General features: G+C 58.9%; 11 protein-coding genes. 2 read left to right on the forward strand and 9 right to left on the reverse strand.

All coding sequences use genetic code 11. The features are described from left to right. Positions 1–249 precede the first annotated feature (249 nt). The 9 genes from tnpC to DC363_RS15735 all read right to left on the reverse strand — a co-directional run bounded on the left by tnpC (position 250) and on the right by DC363_RS15735 (position 12,850). Positions 250–1,800 carry an IS66 family transposase gene (gene tnpC / locus DC363_RS15695; RefSeq protein WP_108642186.1) on the reverse strand — a complete coding sequence of 517 codons (1,551 nt, stop codon included), beginning with the start codon at positions 1,798–1,800 and terminating at the stop codon, positions 250–252. A gap of 54 nt (positions 1,801–1,854) precedes the next feature. Then, complete coding sequence (gene tnpB, locus DC363_RS15700) at positions 1,855–2,208, reverse strand: IS66 family insertion sequence element accessory protein TnpB (RefSeq protein ID WP_108642109.1); 354 nt, start codon at positions 2,206–2,208, stop codon at positions 1,855–1,857. After that, positions 2,202–2,624, reverse strand: a complete 423-nt coding sequence (locus DC363_RS15705) for a transposase (protein WP_277871196.1) — start codon at positions 2,622–2,624, stop codon at positions 2,202–2,204. Before DC363_RS15705 ends, tnpB begins: the two co-directional genes overlap by 7 nt. A gap of 250 nt (positions 2,625–2,874) precedes the next feature. Then, complete coding sequence (locus DC363_RS15710) at positions 2,875–3,558, reverse strand: UPF0149 family protein (protein ID WP_108642111.1); 684 nt, start codon at positions 3,556–3,558, stop codon at positions 2,875–2,877. Between the two features lie 211 nt (positions 3,559–3,769). Beyond that, positions 3,770–6,769 (reverse strand): type I restriction endonuclease subunit R, encoded by a 3,000-nt coding sequence (locus DC363_RS15715; protein ID WP_108642112.1) that lies wholly within the window; start codon positions 6,767–6,769, stop codon positions 3,770–3,772. After that, on the reverse strand, positions 6,766–7,674 hold the full coding sequence (locus DC363_RS15720) for an HNH endonuclease (protein ID WP_108642113.1): 909 nt from the start codon (positions 7,672–7,674) through the stop codon (positions 6,766–6,768). Before DC363_RS15720 ends, DC363_RS15715 begins: the two co-directional genes overlap by 4 nt. Next, positions 7,671–8,975, reverse strand: coding sequence for a restriction endonuclease subunit S (locus DC363_RS15725; protein WP_108642114.1), 1,305 nt, complete (start codon positions 8,973–8,975; stop codon positions 7,671–7,673). The genes DC363_RS15720 and DC363_RS15725 overlap by 4 nt, the downstream gene beginning before the upstream one ends. After that, complete coding sequence (locus DC363_RS15730) at positions 8,972–11,011, reverse strand: type I restriction-modification system subunit M (protein ID WP_108642115.1); 2,040 nt, start codon at positions 11,009–11,011, stop codon at positions 8,972–8,974. The genes DC363_RS15725 and DC363_RS15730 overlap by 4 nt, the downstream gene beginning before the upstream one ends. A gap of 111 nt (positions 11,012–11,122) precedes the next feature. Next, positions 11,123–12,850 carry a restriction endonuclease subunit S gene (locus DC363_RS15735; protein WP_108642116.1) on the reverse strand — a complete coding sequence of 576 codons (1,728 nt, stop codon included), beginning with the start codon at positions 12,848–12,850 and terminating at the stop codon, positions 11,123–11,125. A 920-nt stretch (positions 12,851–13,770) separates the two neighbouring features. Here DC363_RS15735 and DC363_RS15740 point away from each other — a divergent pair. Both DC363_RS15740 and DC363_RS15745 read left to right on the forward strand, forming a co-directional pair. Further along, positions 13,771–14,541 carry a hypothetical protein gene (locus DC363_RS15740; RefSeq protein ID WP_108642117.1) on the forward strand — a complete coding sequence of 257 codons (771 nt, stop codon included), beginning with the start codon at positions 13,771–13,773 and terminating at the stop codon, positions 14,539–14,541. 104 nt (positions 14,542–14,645) lie between these two features. Next, the gene (locus DC363_RS15745) at positions 14,646–16,844 is read left to right on the forward strand and encodes a DDE-type integrase/transposase/recombinase (RefSeq protein ID WP_108642118.1); all 2,199 of its coding nucleotides are present in this window, start codon (positions 14,646–14,648) and stop codon (positions 16,842–16,844) included. Positions 16,845–16,862 lie beyond the last annotated feature (18 nt).

A 16,862-nucleotide genomic window follows, 5' to 3' on the forward strand; every position in this document is an offset into this window, starting at 1 on the left:
GCAGGGGAATATCCGGCAGTCGCTTTGAGGCCAACTCACGTTGATGCCCGTTGTAAGATAGGAATAGCCCCGAGACGCACATTCGGTCATGCGGTATCCAACCCGCGCATCAGAGCTTGTTCACCGACGTCTTCAGACCTCGTGCCCTCCTTTGGGGGTCCACAATGCAAAAAACGCTCAGGCGTCCCCATTCGCGTGAAAAAATCCTTGAAAAAAGACATCAGAGCGCTGTCTGCGCCCCACGCTGGATCAGCTTGACGTCGTAAAGTTCCAGGGCAGCAGTTCGTTGATCCTGCTGGCCGGGTGACCGGCGGCGATCGCTTCGAGGGTCGCCTTGAGGTAGGCGAAGGGTTCCACGTCGTTGATCTTTGCGGTGGCGATCAGGGAGGCGATGCGGGCCCAGGTGCGGCCGCCCTCATCGTGGCCGGCGAAGAGTGCGTTCTTTCTTGTCAGGGCGATCGGGCGGATCAGGTTTTCGACGGCGTTGGAGTCCATCTCGACGCGGCCGTCGTGGAGGAAGGTCTGCAGGCCGCCCCACTGGCGGTGGATGTAGGTCAGCTTCTCGCCGAGGCGCGACTTAACCGAGATACGCAGACGCTGCGCCTGCAGCCAGTTGCCAAACTCGGCCACGAGGGGCGCGCTGCGAGCCTGACGGGCCGACAGACGTTGGCCCGGGCCCATGCCCCGGATCTCGACCTCGATGCGGTAGAACTCGGCGATCCGGCGCAGGCCCTCGGCGGCGATTTCCGAGCCGTCGCGGTCGAAGACCTCTTTCAGCTTGCGCCGCGCATGCGCCCAGCAGTGGGCCACCGTGATCGGCGCGCCGCCCTTGCGGGAGGGGCGCGTCAGTCGATCGTAACCGGTATAGCCATCCAGTTGCAGGATGCCGTCGAAGCCCTGCAGGATCTGCTCGGCATGGGCGCCAGCACGGCTTGGGCGATAGGTGAAGACCACGCCGGGCGGGTCATCGCCGCCCCATCCACGATCATCCCGGGCAAGCGCCCAGAGGTAGCCGGTCTTGGTTCGGCCACGGCCCGGATCCAACACCGGGGCGGTCGTCTCGTCCATGAACAGCTTGCCGGAGGACTTGAGATGCTCGGTTAGCCTGTCGACCACGGGGCCGAGGTGGAAGGCCGCTGTGCCAGCCCAGTCCGCCAAGGTGCTGCGATCGATCTGGATGCCGGAGCGGGCAAGGATCTGGCTATGTCTGTAAAACGGCAGGTGGTCCGCGAACTTGGACACCAGGACATGTGCGATGGCCCCTTCGGTCGGCAGCCCGCCTTCGATCAGCCGGGGCGCGGCGGGCGCCTGGGTGACGCCATCGGAGCAGATCCGGCAGGCATACTTCGGTCGGATGTCGACCAGCACCCTGAGCTGCGCCGGGACGATGTCGAGGCGCTCGGTGCGGTCCTCACCGATCCGGTGCATCTGGCCGCAGCCGCAGGGGCAATCGAGGCTGGTCGGCTCAAGGATACGTTCGATGCGTGGCAAGCCTGCGGGCAGATGGCCGAGGTTGCGCTGACGCGTCCGGGGCGGCGTCATGGTAGAGGGCGCGGCCTGTTCCTTGCGGGTCTCGACCGCCGCGACAGCCGTTTCCAGGTCCTCGAAGGCCAGTTGCCGGTCGTCATCGTTCAGTTTCTCGGACCGCTTGCCATGCACGACATGGTTCAGTTCGGCCACGAGATGCTCGAGCCGCCGGTTGGCGTCCTTCAGCGCCCCATTCTCCTGCAACAGCGCCAGCACGGCGGCGCGCTGGCTCTCGGGGATTGCGGACAGATCGATGGGCGGGGCGCTGGACATGGCTGGATTATACATTGCCCAAGGCCCTGATGCCCGGTCATTCAACGAGCTGAGTCACTCTGCCACAGCCGGTCGGCGGGCTTCCAACGACCGCACACGGCGCCAGTCCAGCCCGGCAAACAGGGCCTCGAACTGCGCCCGGTTCAGGGTCATGGCCCCGTCGCGGATGGCCGGCCAGGTGAATGTGCTTTCCTCAAGCCGCTTGTAGGCCATGACCAAACCACTGCCGTCCCAGAACAGGATCTTCAAGCGGTCGGCGCGCTTCGAACGGAAGACAAAGACCGTGCCAGTGAACGGGTCCTCGGCCAACATCGACTGCACCAGCGCCGCGAGGCCATCATGTCCCTTGCGGAAGTCGACCGGCTTCGTCGCCACCAGGATCCGCACGCCCTGCGAGGGCATCAGCATGGATGCGTCTCGAGCGCGTGGGCAATCTCGGCGATCCGGGCCGCGGGCGCATCATGGGCGAGCTCGATCACGACAGTGCTTCGAGTGATCCTGACCGGGGCAGCCTGCGATGCAACCTCCGGGCGCTCTTCCTCCTCGGCGACCTCGCAGACGACGAGCGGCGCGAACACAGGCTCATCGACCTCGACCGCAGGCAGCACGAGCTTGCCTTGCTTGGCCTCTCGACGCCAAGCCGAGAGCTGATTGGGCCGAATGCCAAACCGCTCCGCCACGGCATTCACCCTCGCACCGGTTTCCAGGGTCATCGAGACGGCCAAGGCCTTTGCCTCATCCGGCCACCGACGATGACCCGACGCGTGGATCTCGACGCCCAGCGATTTGAGAAACGAATTTGTAGCGCACGTTGCGAAACGCACTCCCCATCATAAGATGCAGATCACCTCGCACCCGAACCCATCAGCAGCAACGTGGGGTCGAGGCGCCGCTTACGCTTACTGCGAAACGCACTCCCCATCATAAGATGCAGATCACCTCGCACCCGAACCCATCAACAGCAACGTGGGGTCGAGACGCCGCTTACAGTACGAAGGTCGACTTTGGTCTGGGGACCGGTCGACGGCTGCGTCCCGCATGAATGTCCGGTGGTAGAAGCCTGAGCGATCCAGCTCAGTTTCGGCCGCAGCATCTCTTGTATCCGTGCCCGGACCCGCCGGCGCATGGATCGTTCCGGCCTGGCCGGGGATCTGCCTTGAACGGCAAACCAGTACTCATTTCGGAATCTTGAGGTGAAAGCTCAGGGCGAGACTGATGGAGTATAGTGGCGACGCAGTTTGGAATCAGGTCTGGTGCTCCCAGATCAATCTCGTTGATCTCTTCTTCCGTGAACTTACTCTGACCGGTGCAGATATCTTGAAGCGCCATCAGGAAGATCATCGTCGCCCGCGTCTCCTCGTTGGCCTGATCGAGAAGTTCGCTCCAAGCATCCGGTCGTAGCTGCATGGCGCGCGTGAATCCATCGACCCAAGGCTCCCACATGACTTCGTCACTATTTGGATCAACCTCGTAGATCGGGTCGACCCAGCGCGAGCCGGTCATGGAGGCGACGACCGAATCATAATGAGCCATTACCGCGCTGATGGTTTCCTCGCCGGCTTTTTCGTCAGGGAATTCGGCCTCTCCAGTCTTACCCCAGACTTGAGGCAGCCACTGCGAAGGCGGAATCATCTCCGGGCAGGCAAGAATACCGACTATGTAGCCATCGAGCTCGCTAACCGTCATCGGCATGTTATCGATGGGCAGCGCCTGCAGAAGCGCGTTAAGTTGATCGAGATCTTGATCCGACTGGTCCATCGATACCTCCCGGCGATATTGAGATCTTCTTCATCGGCGCTTCGAAATGTACTATAAAGGTAACATTGAGGCCTTCAATGTTGTATATATCTGACATTCTTGTTGCTGATCTGCCGCCCCATTCTTTAATCAATAGCAGCTCTGGCGTAACGACGGACGCCCAAGCTCAGGGTCCCTTACGCCGCACTACGGGTTGCTGTTTCTCTCGGATCTATGCCGCTCGCCCCGCACCCCTTACCGCCCGCTGGAACATCAGCCCCATCAACATATCCCGCGCCTCCTGATCCTGCATGAAAGCATTGCGCATCGCGTTGTCGCGCTGGAAAGCCCGGATCGCCCGGCGCGTGAACTCCGCATCGAACCGCGGCCGCACGTCGCGCGGATCGTTGTTGCGCAGCATCTCGGCCCAGACGTCGTCATCGAGGATGTCGTTGTTCACGGCCTCGAACCGGATGTAATCCTCCTCGGAGAACTCGGTGCCGTGGCGCGCGTTGAAGGCCTGGATGATCTCCGTGAGGGTCTTCGATTCCTCCTCGGTGTAGGGGTTCGCGCCGAAGCGGTCGATCGGGCTGAGCGCTTGGTTGTCGTCCTTGCCCAAGGAGGCGTTCTGCTCGGCTCCCTCCTTTTCAAGGCGGAAGGCGGCCATCTCCAGCATGTCGTCGGTGACATCCTCGCCCTGCGGTGCCTGGCGGGTTGGCAGGATGCGTTTCAGCCAGGATCCGTAGAGGTGCAGCTTCTCAAGATCCGTATCCGCCAGATCCACAACCTGCGCGATGAACGAATAAAAACGCAGGAAGGAGGCCAGAACCTGGCGGAATTCTTCCTGGTCATCCTCATTGAGGTTCTCGTTGAAACGGGTCACGGCCTGGCGCACGATGCCTTCAAGAATGGGGCGTTCATCCGTGCGCCTGGTTGCTTGCAAAAATCGTGTCACGAAGCGATCGATTTCCGCCTGCTCCAGCACGCCGAAGGCTTTCAGGCGCGCCTCCAGGTTATAGACCTGGTTGGGATCGGAGATGTCCTCAAGCTGGGTCACGTTGTAGTAGGGCTTGAAGGCCTCCTGGATCTCCTCGACCGTGTTCCGAAAGTCGAGAATGAAAGTGCGCTCCTTGCTGGGGTAGATGCGGTTCAGGCGCGCCAGGGTCTGGACGGTCTGCAGACCGCTCAGACGACGGTCGATATACATCGCCACGAGTTTTGGCTGATCGAAGCCGGTCTGGTATTTCTCGGCCACCACGAGGACATTGTAGGTCCCGCCATCGAACTGCCGCGGCAGCTCCGTCTCAGAAAAGCCGTTGATGCCCGGCTCGGTGTAAGGGGTTCCGTCGATCGCGATCTCACCCGAGAAGGCCACCAGGGATGTCACATCCGTATATCCCTGGTCCTTGATGTATTTGCTGATCGCCTGATGGGTCCTGATCGCGTGCTCGCGGCTCGAGGTCACGACCATGGCCTTGGCCTGCCCCGAGAGCTCCGGCAGAACATGCCTGCGGAAGTGCTCGACGATGACTTCGGCCTTCTGGATCATCGCCGTTTCATGGAAATCGATGAAGCGGGCCACCTTGCGCGATGACTTGCGCTCCAGCAGCTCGGGATCCTCATCGATGGCCTTCTCGAGCTTGGCGTAAGACTTGTAGGTCTGATAGTTGCGCAGCACATCGAGGATGAAGTTCTCCTCTACTGCCTGGCGCATCGAATAGAGGTGGAAAGGCTCGGGGCCGTTCTCGCCGGGGCGGCCGAAACGCTCCATGGTGACGTTTTTCGGCGTGGCGGTGAAGGCCAGATAGGACAGGTTGGCCTGGGGGCCGCGGAGACGCTGCAACTCGAGCAATGCCTGCTCGGTGGCGTCGTACTCGCGCTCCTCCTCGGAGATCCCGCCATCCGCCAGAACGCGGGCCATGCTGTCGGCATGTTTGCCCGACTGGGAGCTATGCGCCTCGTCGATGATGATGGCGAAACGCTTGCGGTCCTCGTTTTTCAGAACCGAGAGCTGCTCGGTCGAGAACTTATGGATCGTCGAGATGATGATCTTGGCGCCATCCTCGATGGCCTTTTTCAGCTGGCGCGAGGTCCCGTCGATCGGCTTCACATAGCCTTCGGTCTGGGCAAAGGATTTGATGGTCTGCTGCAGCTGGCGGTCCAGAACGACACGGTCGGTGACCACGATCACGGTGTCGAAGATCGCCTGGTCCTGATCATCGTGTAGCGTCGCCAGGTGATGGGCGGCCCAAGCGATGGTGTTGGACTTGCCGGAGCCTGCGGAGTGCTGGAACAGATAGTTCTGCCCCGCGCCGTTGGCTTTGGCGTCCTGGATCAGCATGCGAACCGCATCGAGCTGCTGGAACCGCGGCCAGATCGTGGTGCGCTTCACCCGGCCGCCGGGCTGCTCGACCTCATCGACGAGGACGAAGCGGTGGAGGATCCCCAGCAGCACCTCGCGGGAGAAGACCGCTTTGCGCGCGCCAATGTCGCGGTAGAGGTAGGCGATGCGGAATTCGTCCTCGACATCCGGGTTGCCGGCGCCACCATCGCGGCCGCGGTTGAAGGGCAAAAAGCGCGTCTTGCCGTTGTTGAGCTGCGTGGTCATCGAGACGTTGTCCTGGTCCAATGCGAAATGCACCAGGGCACCACGCTTGAACGTGAGCAGCGGCTCGCCGTTGGGGGCGCGGTCCTTGCGGTATTGCGTCTCGGCCGTCTGGTAGGTGGAGCCGGTCAGGGTGTTCTTGAGCTCCATCGTGGCGAACGGGATGCCGTTGACGAAGAGCACCACGTCGATCGCGTTCTCGGAGCGCAGGGAGTAACGCACCTGGCGCATGACCCCGAGGATGTTCCCTTCATAGGCGCGCAGCGTTGCGGGGTTCAGCCCGGAGGCGGGCTTGAAGGTGCAAAGGGTGATCTTGATGCCCGGGACGATGGTGATCCCCTGGCGCAGGACCTCAAGCGTTCCCACCGCCTTGAGCCGCGCCTCGACCTGGCGCGCCAGAGTTTCGCGCTCCTTGCCGGGGTATTGGTCGCAAAGCCGCGTCCAGGCGTCCGGCTGCGTCGCGCGGACGTATTGCTCGATCATCTCGGGGTCGAGGGCCGACTTGCGATCAAAGGCCGTCCAGGGGCGTTCCTGCCAGCCCTGTTGGGTGACGAGCTGATCAACGAGGTGGAGCTCAACGGCTTCTTCAGTGTGAAGTTTTTCGCGGGAAATGGCTGGATCGGTCATGTGGTCACCGTTTTGCAGAAATGCTTGTAATGGAAGTTGAGTGCGGATGCGGCCAACTTGTGGTCCACGGATTTACCCCGCATCTCCTCGTATGGAGACCCTTCGAGTTGGGTGGACACCAGGATTATGCCGCTACCAGGGTCAATGCTGATCAGAAACAAGTCGAACAGCGCATGTATGTCGCGCCGCAGCAGGAGGTTGTTCTCGGGGCGATCGAATTCCGGCGCACCTGTGTGCGGGATCACGTGGGCCGCCTCGAGCACTTCTTCGACGCCGGTTCCGGTGAAGGCGCATTTACCACCATGGCGTTCCAGAGACTGTCGCCGGAATTCGGCCTGCCCGTGGCGGGGCTTAATCCAGGTTTGCTTTCGGACGGGAAGCGCGGCTTCAATCGCGTCCTCATTTTGTTTAAGCGCCCGGGCAATAGGATCAACTTGATCGAGGTCTTGTAGACCACCTGCATAGGCGATCAGATCGTCCAAGGCGTCAGTGTCCTCCGCAGTAAGACTCCAGATGCGTTCTGGTCTGTATTTTTTAACGGCGATAAGGATTTTCGCCAAAGGAGAGCGTTCGAACGCGCGATCGAAAGGAACGAACTCCTTCAGAAGCCTCAGGCCGTTCGTCTTCAAGCGAAGTTCACTATTATCCTCGATCACATCGTCGATCCATGCGACGGCTGTAAGTCCACCCCCGCTGGAATCGCGGCCACTCTCATTGATCCAGATATAAACCCGGTCGCCCGTCACCGGCCTGCCGGCCTTCGTTCCGTCAGCTCTTGTCGATGGAGCGCTCTTAATCAACTTGGCGGAGAACACCCCCGGAGCCCAGTCGTCGGGGCATTCTGGGACATTGATGCGTTCAGGACAGCGCGTGTCGCCGTTGATGCGTAGCAGGAAGTCACTCATGCCTGCATCTCCTCTTCGATCTGGTCGAGCGTGGCCGAGGTGGTGCCGGTGCGGCCGTAGGTGTCCACGTCGATCTGGCCGGTGACGGCGGCGGTGATCAGGGCGGCGCGGTATTCGCGAAGGCGGTCGATCGATTCTTTGGTGCGCTCCTTGATGACCTCAAAGACTTCCATCTCGAGGTCGAGAAAATCAGCGACCTTTTGTTGGAGGGCTACGTCCGTAACATGAGGACGATAATTTAGGATGGCAGCATCGCTGACCCGCTTCAAACCACCGGCTCCGGTCATGCTCTTCATGCCGTCCGCCCTAAAATCTTCGGACGAGAACAGATACATTAGGAAACGGTGATCCAATTTGCCGGGCTTAGGGCGAAATACATGCACTTCTGACGTGGCAAATCCCACGCCGTTGATCAGATCATGAGCAAGGGCCTTCTTGCCGTTTTCAAAGCACGGAGTGACTTTCGCCAACAAGATATCACCATCCCGGAAATAATTGTAACTGCCGGCGGCAACCTCTGCGAGTGGGCGGGACCCGGACACATCAAGACCACCCAGCCCATCGCCAAGGGCATCCATCGGAGCAAAGGTGACTTCGTCGTCGGCGGACAGGTTTTCGACTTCCCCGGCCGACGGGGCTACCTGAAGCATGAACCGAAGTCTGACTTGATTCTCTGTCGCGTCCGATTTCGTTGGTGTCTCAGAAGCGGGACCGATCTTTCCGGTCACAGCTGCTGTGATCACTGCAAGACGCCGTTGGTCAATCAAGCCGCCCAACCGCTCCTTCTTCGCGATCAGCTCATCAATTCGGGCCGTCTCGCGGTCGAGGAAGGCCGCGATTCGTTTTTGGGTGGGGAGGTCGGGGAGGTAAAACCGGATGTTCTTCATCTCTGCGTATCTGGTCGTCCAGAGGTCTGCGACGATACCATGTCCCACCCGATAGAACTCCTCCTGAAAAGCAACTGAACGCAGTAGGTGGTGCGCAAAAGCCGGATAGAGATCCTTGCGCGGCTGCAGGACGATGCTGATCAGAGACACAGTTCCATCCAAAGGCGAGATCCCTCCGGACCCCTTGCGATCCGAGCGGCTGTTGATGACATAGTCGCCCTTGCGCACCAGTTTACGGTTGTCGCCGTCGTCGGTCTTCGCAGCAGTCTCGAGCTGCGGGACGATGCCCTGCATGGTGACACTGAGAGCTTCGTAGTCCTTGTCGCTCGCCTTCTGCTTCCGCTCCTCCAAAACCTGTCCAAGACGGTACAGGTTCCAGCCTTCCTGTCGTTCTGCGAGCAAGATCTCATTCATGCCACCACCTCCTTCAGCAACCCGGCAATCTCCGCCTCCAGCGCCTTCAGCTCCGCATCGATCTCCTCGAGCGGCCGCGGCGGCACATACTGGTAGAAATACCGGTTGAAGTTGATCTCGTAGCCCACGCGGCCCACCTCGCCATCTGTCGGATCCACGTGCGAGGTATCCACCCAGGCGTCCGGCACGAAGGGCTCGACTTCCCGGGCGAAATACGCCTCCCAATCCTCGCTCAAGGGCACCAGCTCGTGATCGCGCAGCTTGGGATCAGCCTCCGGATCGCCGTCCTTGTCGAGACAGATCTCTGCGTCCTCATGGGCCTCACCAAAGGCCGCAATCAGGATCTTCAAGGCGGCGGCCGGCAGCTTGATACCCGCCTCCTTCATGTCCGATGTGATCTCGGCCACGAAGGCCGCGCGATCCGTCCAGACGTCACCCACCCGGGCCACCAGCACGCCGAAGAGCGCATCCATGAAGTCGGCGAACTTCTTGCCGGCCTTCTCGAGGGCCGCAACCGATTTGTCGTTGCCGCGCAGGGCGTCGATCCGGTCCGTGGTGATCTCGAAACGCAGGCGCAGCGGACGCTCCACCCGGATCTCGCGATAGCCGAAGTCCGTGGTGTCGAACGTTTTCGACACATCCCCGAAGCCAGCCGCCCCGTTCAGAAATTCGCCATAGATCCGCACAATCTCGGCCCGGGCGTCGTCGCCGATGGCGCGCCGCTTGGAGCCCAGAGACTTGCGCATGGATTGCCAGAAACGCTCACCGGAGGCGTCGATCAGCTGCACCTTGCCGCGCCGCGCCTCGGGTTTGCGGTTCGAGAGGATCCAGATGTAGGTCTGAATGCCGGTGTTGTAGAAGATGTCCGTGGGCAGGGCGATGATCGCCTCAACCAGATCGTTCTCCATCAGCCAACGGCGGATCTCGCTTTCGCCCGAGCCCGCACCTCCGGTGAAGAGGGGCGATCCGTTCATGACGATGCCCACGCGCGAGCCCTTTTCGTCATCGCGCATCTTCGAGACCATGTGCTGGACAAAGAGCAACTGCCCATCCGAGATCCGTGGCAGACCGGCACCAAAGCGCCCGTCAAACCCCAGATCCTCGGCCTCCTCGCGGATCACCGCGGCATACTTCTTCCAGTCCACACCGTAGGGAGGGTTCGAGAGCATGTAGTGATAGGTCTCGCCGCGGTGGGCGTCCTGGGTCAGCGTGTTGCCATAGGCGATGCGCGAGGCGTCATGACCCTTCACCATCATGTCGGATTTGCAGATCGCAAAGGACTCTCCGTTCAGCTCCTGCCCGAACAGATCGACATTGAGATCCGGGTTCAGGTCTTTCATGGCCTCCTCGGCCACCGACAACATACCGCCGGTGCCGCAGGCCGGATCGTAAACCCGGCGGATGATGCCCTTGCCGGACAAGGCCTCTTCGTCATTGGCCAAAAGCAGGTCGACCAGAAGGCGGACCACCTCGCGCGGTGTGAAGTGCTCCCCGGCGGTCTCATTGGAGATCTCCGAGAAACGGCGGATCAGCTCCTCGAAAAGATACCCCATCTCGAGGTTGGTCACCTCGTCCGGGTGGATCTGCAACTGGCAGAAGCGATCGAAGACCATCCAGAGCGAGCCCTTGTCATCGAGGTCTTTCAGAATTTCGGTGAACTTGAACTTCTCGATAAAGATGTCGCGCACGTTCGGGCTGAATCCGGTCAGGTAGTCCACCAGGTTGCTGCGCAGCTCTCCTGCATCCTGCTGGCGCAGGGTCGCGAAGGTGAACTGGCTGGTGTTGTAGATCTGGCCACCGGCGTCCGCGACCTCCGAGAGGATGGTCATGCGCATTTGCTCGTCCATCTCTTCGGGCAGGCCCGAAGCCGTCTCAAGCACGGCTTCTTTTGTTTCCTCCAGCAGGCAATCGAGGCGGCGCAGGATCGTGAAGGGCAAGACGATCTTGCCATATTCGGACTGCTTGAAATCCCCGCGGAGCAATTCCGCGATGGACCAGATGAACGATGCGTTGGTGTTGATGGTATCCTGGCTCAAGGCAGGTCTCCTGAAATATCGAGAAGCAGTCCAATGTACCCGTTATGGTAGAACATAAGATGTTGGAATTGAATCTCTGCGTTGAAAAACTTCTGAGGGTGAGGGGTGTGTTCAGCCCTCACGCTTCAGTTGGTTATGTGGCCATGTTTGTTCCTGGACGCTCCCCACCTTGGCCTCGAGGGCTTCTATTTGATCGAAGATTGCCTGCCTTCGGGTAAACCCGACCTCCACTGCATCAACAGCTTCGTCATCCGGCACCGCAACCGGAAAGCTCTTGAGGTCTTTCATGGCAAGGTTCTGAATGGTTGCCCCACCTGCCAACGATTTTAGATACTCTTGGACGGTTGCGTTCGAGAGGTATTCAAAAAGAGCGAGTGAGCTTATGCCGATCCGCTTTTTCGGGCGGAGGATCATCATCGACTGGCCGGCTGTCCATATTTCGCTTTCGCCTTCTCGGGGAACGTCCTCGGGTACCAGGGAAGCGATACCGATATTGCCCTTTATGGAGAGCAAGACATCTCCGGCGCGAAGCTGCTGGTTGGAGGCTTTGTTGTACTTCGCGCGATCGACTGTGATGGTCCGGCTTGGGAGCTTGATATAGCCACGGACATTTACGTCTGCGGGTGACGCTTCGTTCAAGATGTATGCGCCACCATCGTCCTCGGTCATACTTAAAGGGCGGATCATGTCGACCAGTTCTTGTAGTTCGGCGACGTCAGATTTTTGGAGAAATTCATCAAGACGTTCTTTCGCGTCGACGTTCAGGTATCGGTCTGGGAGGAGCGCCAGATTGTTTCCGTAAATTTCTTCGATATCGACGTCGCGTACAAGTGTTCTGTCCTCAGGGCGCGCGGATTCCAGGAGTGCGCTCCAATCCACCCCTGGCTTTATTTCAGAGCGACCCCGTCGCACCTTCTGTGCCAATACCGGATGTCCGAGGTCGCAAAGCCGTATCTGCTCTTGATGCATATTACGGGGAGCGATGATGATCAGGTTGGTCTTGATGATCGTACCGCCGAACATAATGCCGGGCGGTGCGCCGAGAATGGCTCGCAGGCGACCGCTGTCGACAAGGTTCCGGCGCGCAACTGGTTCTGCCCCAACCATGCGAAAGAGCGCCCCGTCGGAAAGTGAGATGATTGCGTGGCCCCTTGAGTGGGTCAACGCATCTGCGATAGCGATGCTTTCCGCCGAAAGCCGACCTCCATTGCTCTTCACCAAGCCAAGGCTTCCGAGTGTGTCATTGGGGAGTTCGCAGATCTTTGGCCGCTGCCCGCCGAGCGGAGGGAAGACAATTTCGACCAGATCATCACCCAGCTCCTCGCGCGCCCATGGTTGGCCGGTTACGATGGAAACGGTGGCCCCCAGTTCAAGCACGTCCAACAGGTCATACAATAGATGGCTGTCGTCAGGGTCGGGGGAGCAAAACGTCAAGCGGCGTTTGGTACCTTCCAGAACGCCGTGGTAGGCGTGGGTCAAGCAAGGGCGCAAGGCAGCTGAGTAGGAGAACCGTACGGTCGAAGCGCGGTCGAGCAGTTGTAAGATTTGGTCGCATGCATCCTTGCGGATCCAGAAGTCACCGCTTTCAAGATGTGAAGTATCGTCAAGAAAATCAGAGATTGCCTCGAAGCGGATGGCAGGGTCTGCATCGTTGAGAACCTTCGCTGCGGCTTCAAGCATGTGAAGAGGCTCGGAGGTGCGTATCAGGGGACCTTGGCGCAATCCATGGGTAGAGTGACTGCCGGTCCTGAGGTTCGCAGCAATCTTGAGGAGGGCGCGGAATGCATCCATTTCCCCCATTTGGCCACGCGTTGATCGGAGCAAGTCCTGAATTTTCATAGGGATCCTGGAGGCACAGCCTGCTTCTCTATCGGGGGGTTAACCCTGAGGTTTTGGTTGAAGGGCTTGGACGACTGCGCGTTCGTTGGTGACAAGGTATTGCCTCCCTCTCTGTGGGCTTCATCCAGTGACCGCATTTTGCGCTGGAGGGCTGGCATCTCTCCTCTGTCGGGCTCGGATCCAAGGGGTAGCGATCGTCTTCAATGTGCCCAAGGTCGAAGGTGAATTCGACAGGGCCCTTGCGAAGCCCGCGCAGATCCAGTTTGGCGTCGCAGTACAGGTCGATGTTCATTTCGATGCTCGTGTTTGATGTCTGGAGCTTGCAGGGGCGGCGGAAGCTTTTCAACATAATATTCGAAAGTCACAGTCTGATATTCTATTTATGCGTAGTTTTTATATGATCGGCGGGCTCTAAAAAAATTATTTCGGTACGCAAGGGCCAGGTGCAGGTCGATTGACTATGTAAAATTATTTTGTTGTATTTATTGAATAAATTGGCTGCGTTTGTTGAGCTAAATGAAGTTCGCCTGTTGCCCTACAAGCGTGAGGAAAAAGTTCACCCAATTTTTTCTACCTTGCCAGCGCGTCGTTGATTCGACATGAGTGAAGCATGACCAAGACAACGCATCATATCGCTAAACGCTTCATACGGATCGCTTAACCAGCGCCCATCAGTCAGCATTTCATGCGACTGGATCCGTACGATTTATGCGAAAGCGACGTCCATGCGTTTCTACACTCCCCATATGATGAACGATCACGCCGAGCTTGGTGCAATTCCTGCCGTTCGCTCATGCGTTCTCGCCATGGCTTCCCCTGGCTTCAGGATAGCAGGCTGATTCAACCGGACTCCGGTTGATCTCGCCCTGCCTTGTCCGACCCTCAAAGGTCCGGACCCTGTGTTACGAAGGGGAAATCCCATGCTCGATCATTCTGATGGCATCGTCCTGCCACAACCGTCACAAGCCGAACGCAATATCGCCGGTGCATCTTCCCACCACTGCGTTGCCCATACCGTACTCGGAAACGGTGTTGGTATTCACACCCAGGCTGAGAGCCTCCTGGAACTCCATAACCTGTTCTTGCTCAACGCGATGCCGAACGTGGTTCAGCTGCGCGAGCAGGTCCGTTTCTATTATGGCTGGGACACGAAAAAGCAAAAGCAACATATCTTCGACGCTGTTGCGTCTCTTGATTGCGGCTCGCGCATTGCATTCGCCGTGAAACCTGAAGCGCGTCTTGCTTCGGGTCGCTTCGAGGCGGAGATGCAGGAGGTGGCCTGGTGGGTGTGTGAGCGTGGCTTTGCCGATGAAGTGCGGATCATGTCCGAAGCGGACATCAATCCTGTCGACCTGCGCAATGCGAAGATCCTGGCCTCAGTTCGTGAAATTGATCCTGAAGCAGATGCTGTCGCCCTGGAGGTCGTGCGTGGCCTTCCACCGGGCGGAGGCTTCTCGTTGCGAGACTTAACGCATTCAACTGGCCTGTCGGCGCGCGGTTACCGGTCTCTGATCCGCCTTATTCGGTCGGGCGTTCTGCGCCTGCAGCAGCATGAAGTCATTGGTCCGAAAGCCGTGGTGATGAGTGCGATCGCGCGAGGCAGGGTCGTTGAAAGCAAGGATAGAGGTGGCCTCATGATCCGAGCCTTTAACATCAATGACGGCGGCCCAGCTCACCGAACCACAGCCTGACACTACGACCAGCAACAGTCACTGACCCGCGCGAATGCTTGTGTGGGACCAGTATCCCCTTGTCCAAAACCGGGCTTATTGCCCCGCCTTCCAGGAGATTTTTCATGGCAAAATTCGACCGCAACCAGTTCATCACGTTCTCTCTCGACATGCATCACATCTATAGGATGAACGGTACAGAATATCGCTTTGTCTACGAGACCAACGGCACCGTCACGTTTTCGGCTGTCGAGGATGCGCACAGAAAGGTCACCTACGAGGTCGGAACGCTCAACCGGATGAATGGCGCCGGACAGGTTGAAATGGTGCCTTACGGTTTGTTGCCGGAGCATCTGCGCCCCGCAGTCGTTCATGATATCGACGATGTAGCCTTTTCTGGGCTCCCACGTGCGAAGCGCAAGCGCATGGAAACCCGGCACGCTATGGTGCAAGGCTACCGTGCCCTGAAGAGCGCCAATGCTTTCAAGGTAAATGATGCCGAGATCAATGAGGCGATGGATGACATCTGTAGGGAGGCGGCAGCCTATCTCGCGATGACCTTACCTGATCCTGAAGGCGACCTGAAGGTGAGGGCGTGGCAGGCGGGAGAGGGCCCGAAGCCGCGTTCGAAAAGTACGGTTGAAATCCCGGATGCTGTTTCAGCACGCACTTTGCGTAAGTGGGACGCGGCGTTCGAAAGGGGTGGCAAGAAGGCACTTCTTGATAATGTCGACAAGCAGGGCAATCGCAACAGCTACTTCTCGGTCGAAGAGATGCAGTTGATGTCCGAAACCATCAACCGAGAATATTTGAATCTCCAGCGCAAAACCATCGCTACTGTTGTGGCGGATGTGCGACAGGCGTTCCGCGACGAGAATAGCCGCCGTGCCGAAGAGGGTCAGGCGCCTCTGAGAACGCCAGGTCGTGAGGCTGTTCGCCAGTTTATTAAACGGCTGGACAAGTTTCGCGTCCTTGTTGCCCGTTTCGGCCAGGAGCAGGCCATGAAGCGTATGCGCCCTACCTTCAAGGGCCTGGAGGTTCAACGACCGCTCGAGCGCGTCGAGATGGATGAATGGAAGATCGACCTGCTGACCATTCTTGCCAAGAGCGGCCTCATGTCGATGTTCAATCAAGAAGAGCTTGGGGAAATGGGTCTTCTCGACCGGATGAAACGCTGGTGGATGTGTGCTGCAATGGACTGTCGAACCAATTGTTTTGTCGGCATGTCTATCACGGCAAATCCACAGACGAGCAGTGCGATTAAATGTCTCCGGATGGTGGTCAGCGACAAGGGTCAATTTGCTGATAAAATGGGTGCGCTCGCGCCATGGTCTATGTTTGGCACGCCAGAGACACTCTATGTCGACAATGGTAGCGCGTTTAAGTCCGCACTTTTTACCACTACTTGTGTGGAGCTGGGCATCACCAAGGTGCAGACCATTGCAGGATGTCCCGCCATGCGCGGGAAGGGTGAAGGCGGGTTTAACACCCTGGGAGTCACTTTGCTGCCGCGGCTCTCAGGGCGAACTTTCGGTGATGTGGTTGAAAAGGCTGACCACCCTTCGGAGAAGCGCGCCTGTCTGAGCATTGACGATCTGATCTACACGCTCGTGCGCTGGGTCGTCGATGTTTATCACAACACGCCGCAGGAGGCGCTTGGTGGACGTACGCCGCTGGGGCAGTGGGAAGCCGATTTGCGGGAGGGTAATTATCCCTTGATGCCGGCGCCCTCCCAGCGTCGCAAGCGCATCGCTTTCGGTCTGCCGCTGGAACGGGTGCTTCAGAAGGACGGGATCCGGGTTCTGAATGTTCGGTACCAGTCTGCTGATCTGGCCAGGCATTTCCTCGACAATGGTGTCACGCCTCTGAATGTCCGTTGGTTCGAGGAAGACATCGGCGTTGTCGAGGTAGAGCTTAATGGCGAATGGAAACCGATCGATGCTGTGTCCGATGCGTTCCAAGGCCTTGATGCCAGTACGTGGATTGCCACACGCCGCGCCATGCGGGCAAAGGATCCGAAGCGCAAAGAGTGGGAAGAGGACGTTATTGCGCAAACCATTGCGGACATCGAAGCGCTGAACGCGGACCGCAAAGCAGCGAAAAGCGTCATTGATCATGGATGGAGTGAGAAGCGGTTTGCTGCAGCCGAGAAGGAAGCCATGGCCAGTTTCGAGATTGTGCCGCCGCGCCAAAAAACTGCGGATAGCCCAGATGGCTACGGCTGTTCTGTGATCCCTTCGGAGCCCTCAAAGCCCACTCGCGCAAATCCCACAACCAACGGAGCCGGCGAGTCTGACGCTGGCGCCTACAAGTTCCGCGACTGAGTTCGCCCCAAAATTCCC

The organism is Thalassorhabdomicrobium marinisediminis (assembly GCF_003072065.1).
GTDB classification, from domain to species: Bacteria; Pseudomonadota; Alphaproteobacteria; order Rhodobacterales; family Rhodobacteraceae; genus Octadecabacter; species Octadecabacter marinisediminis.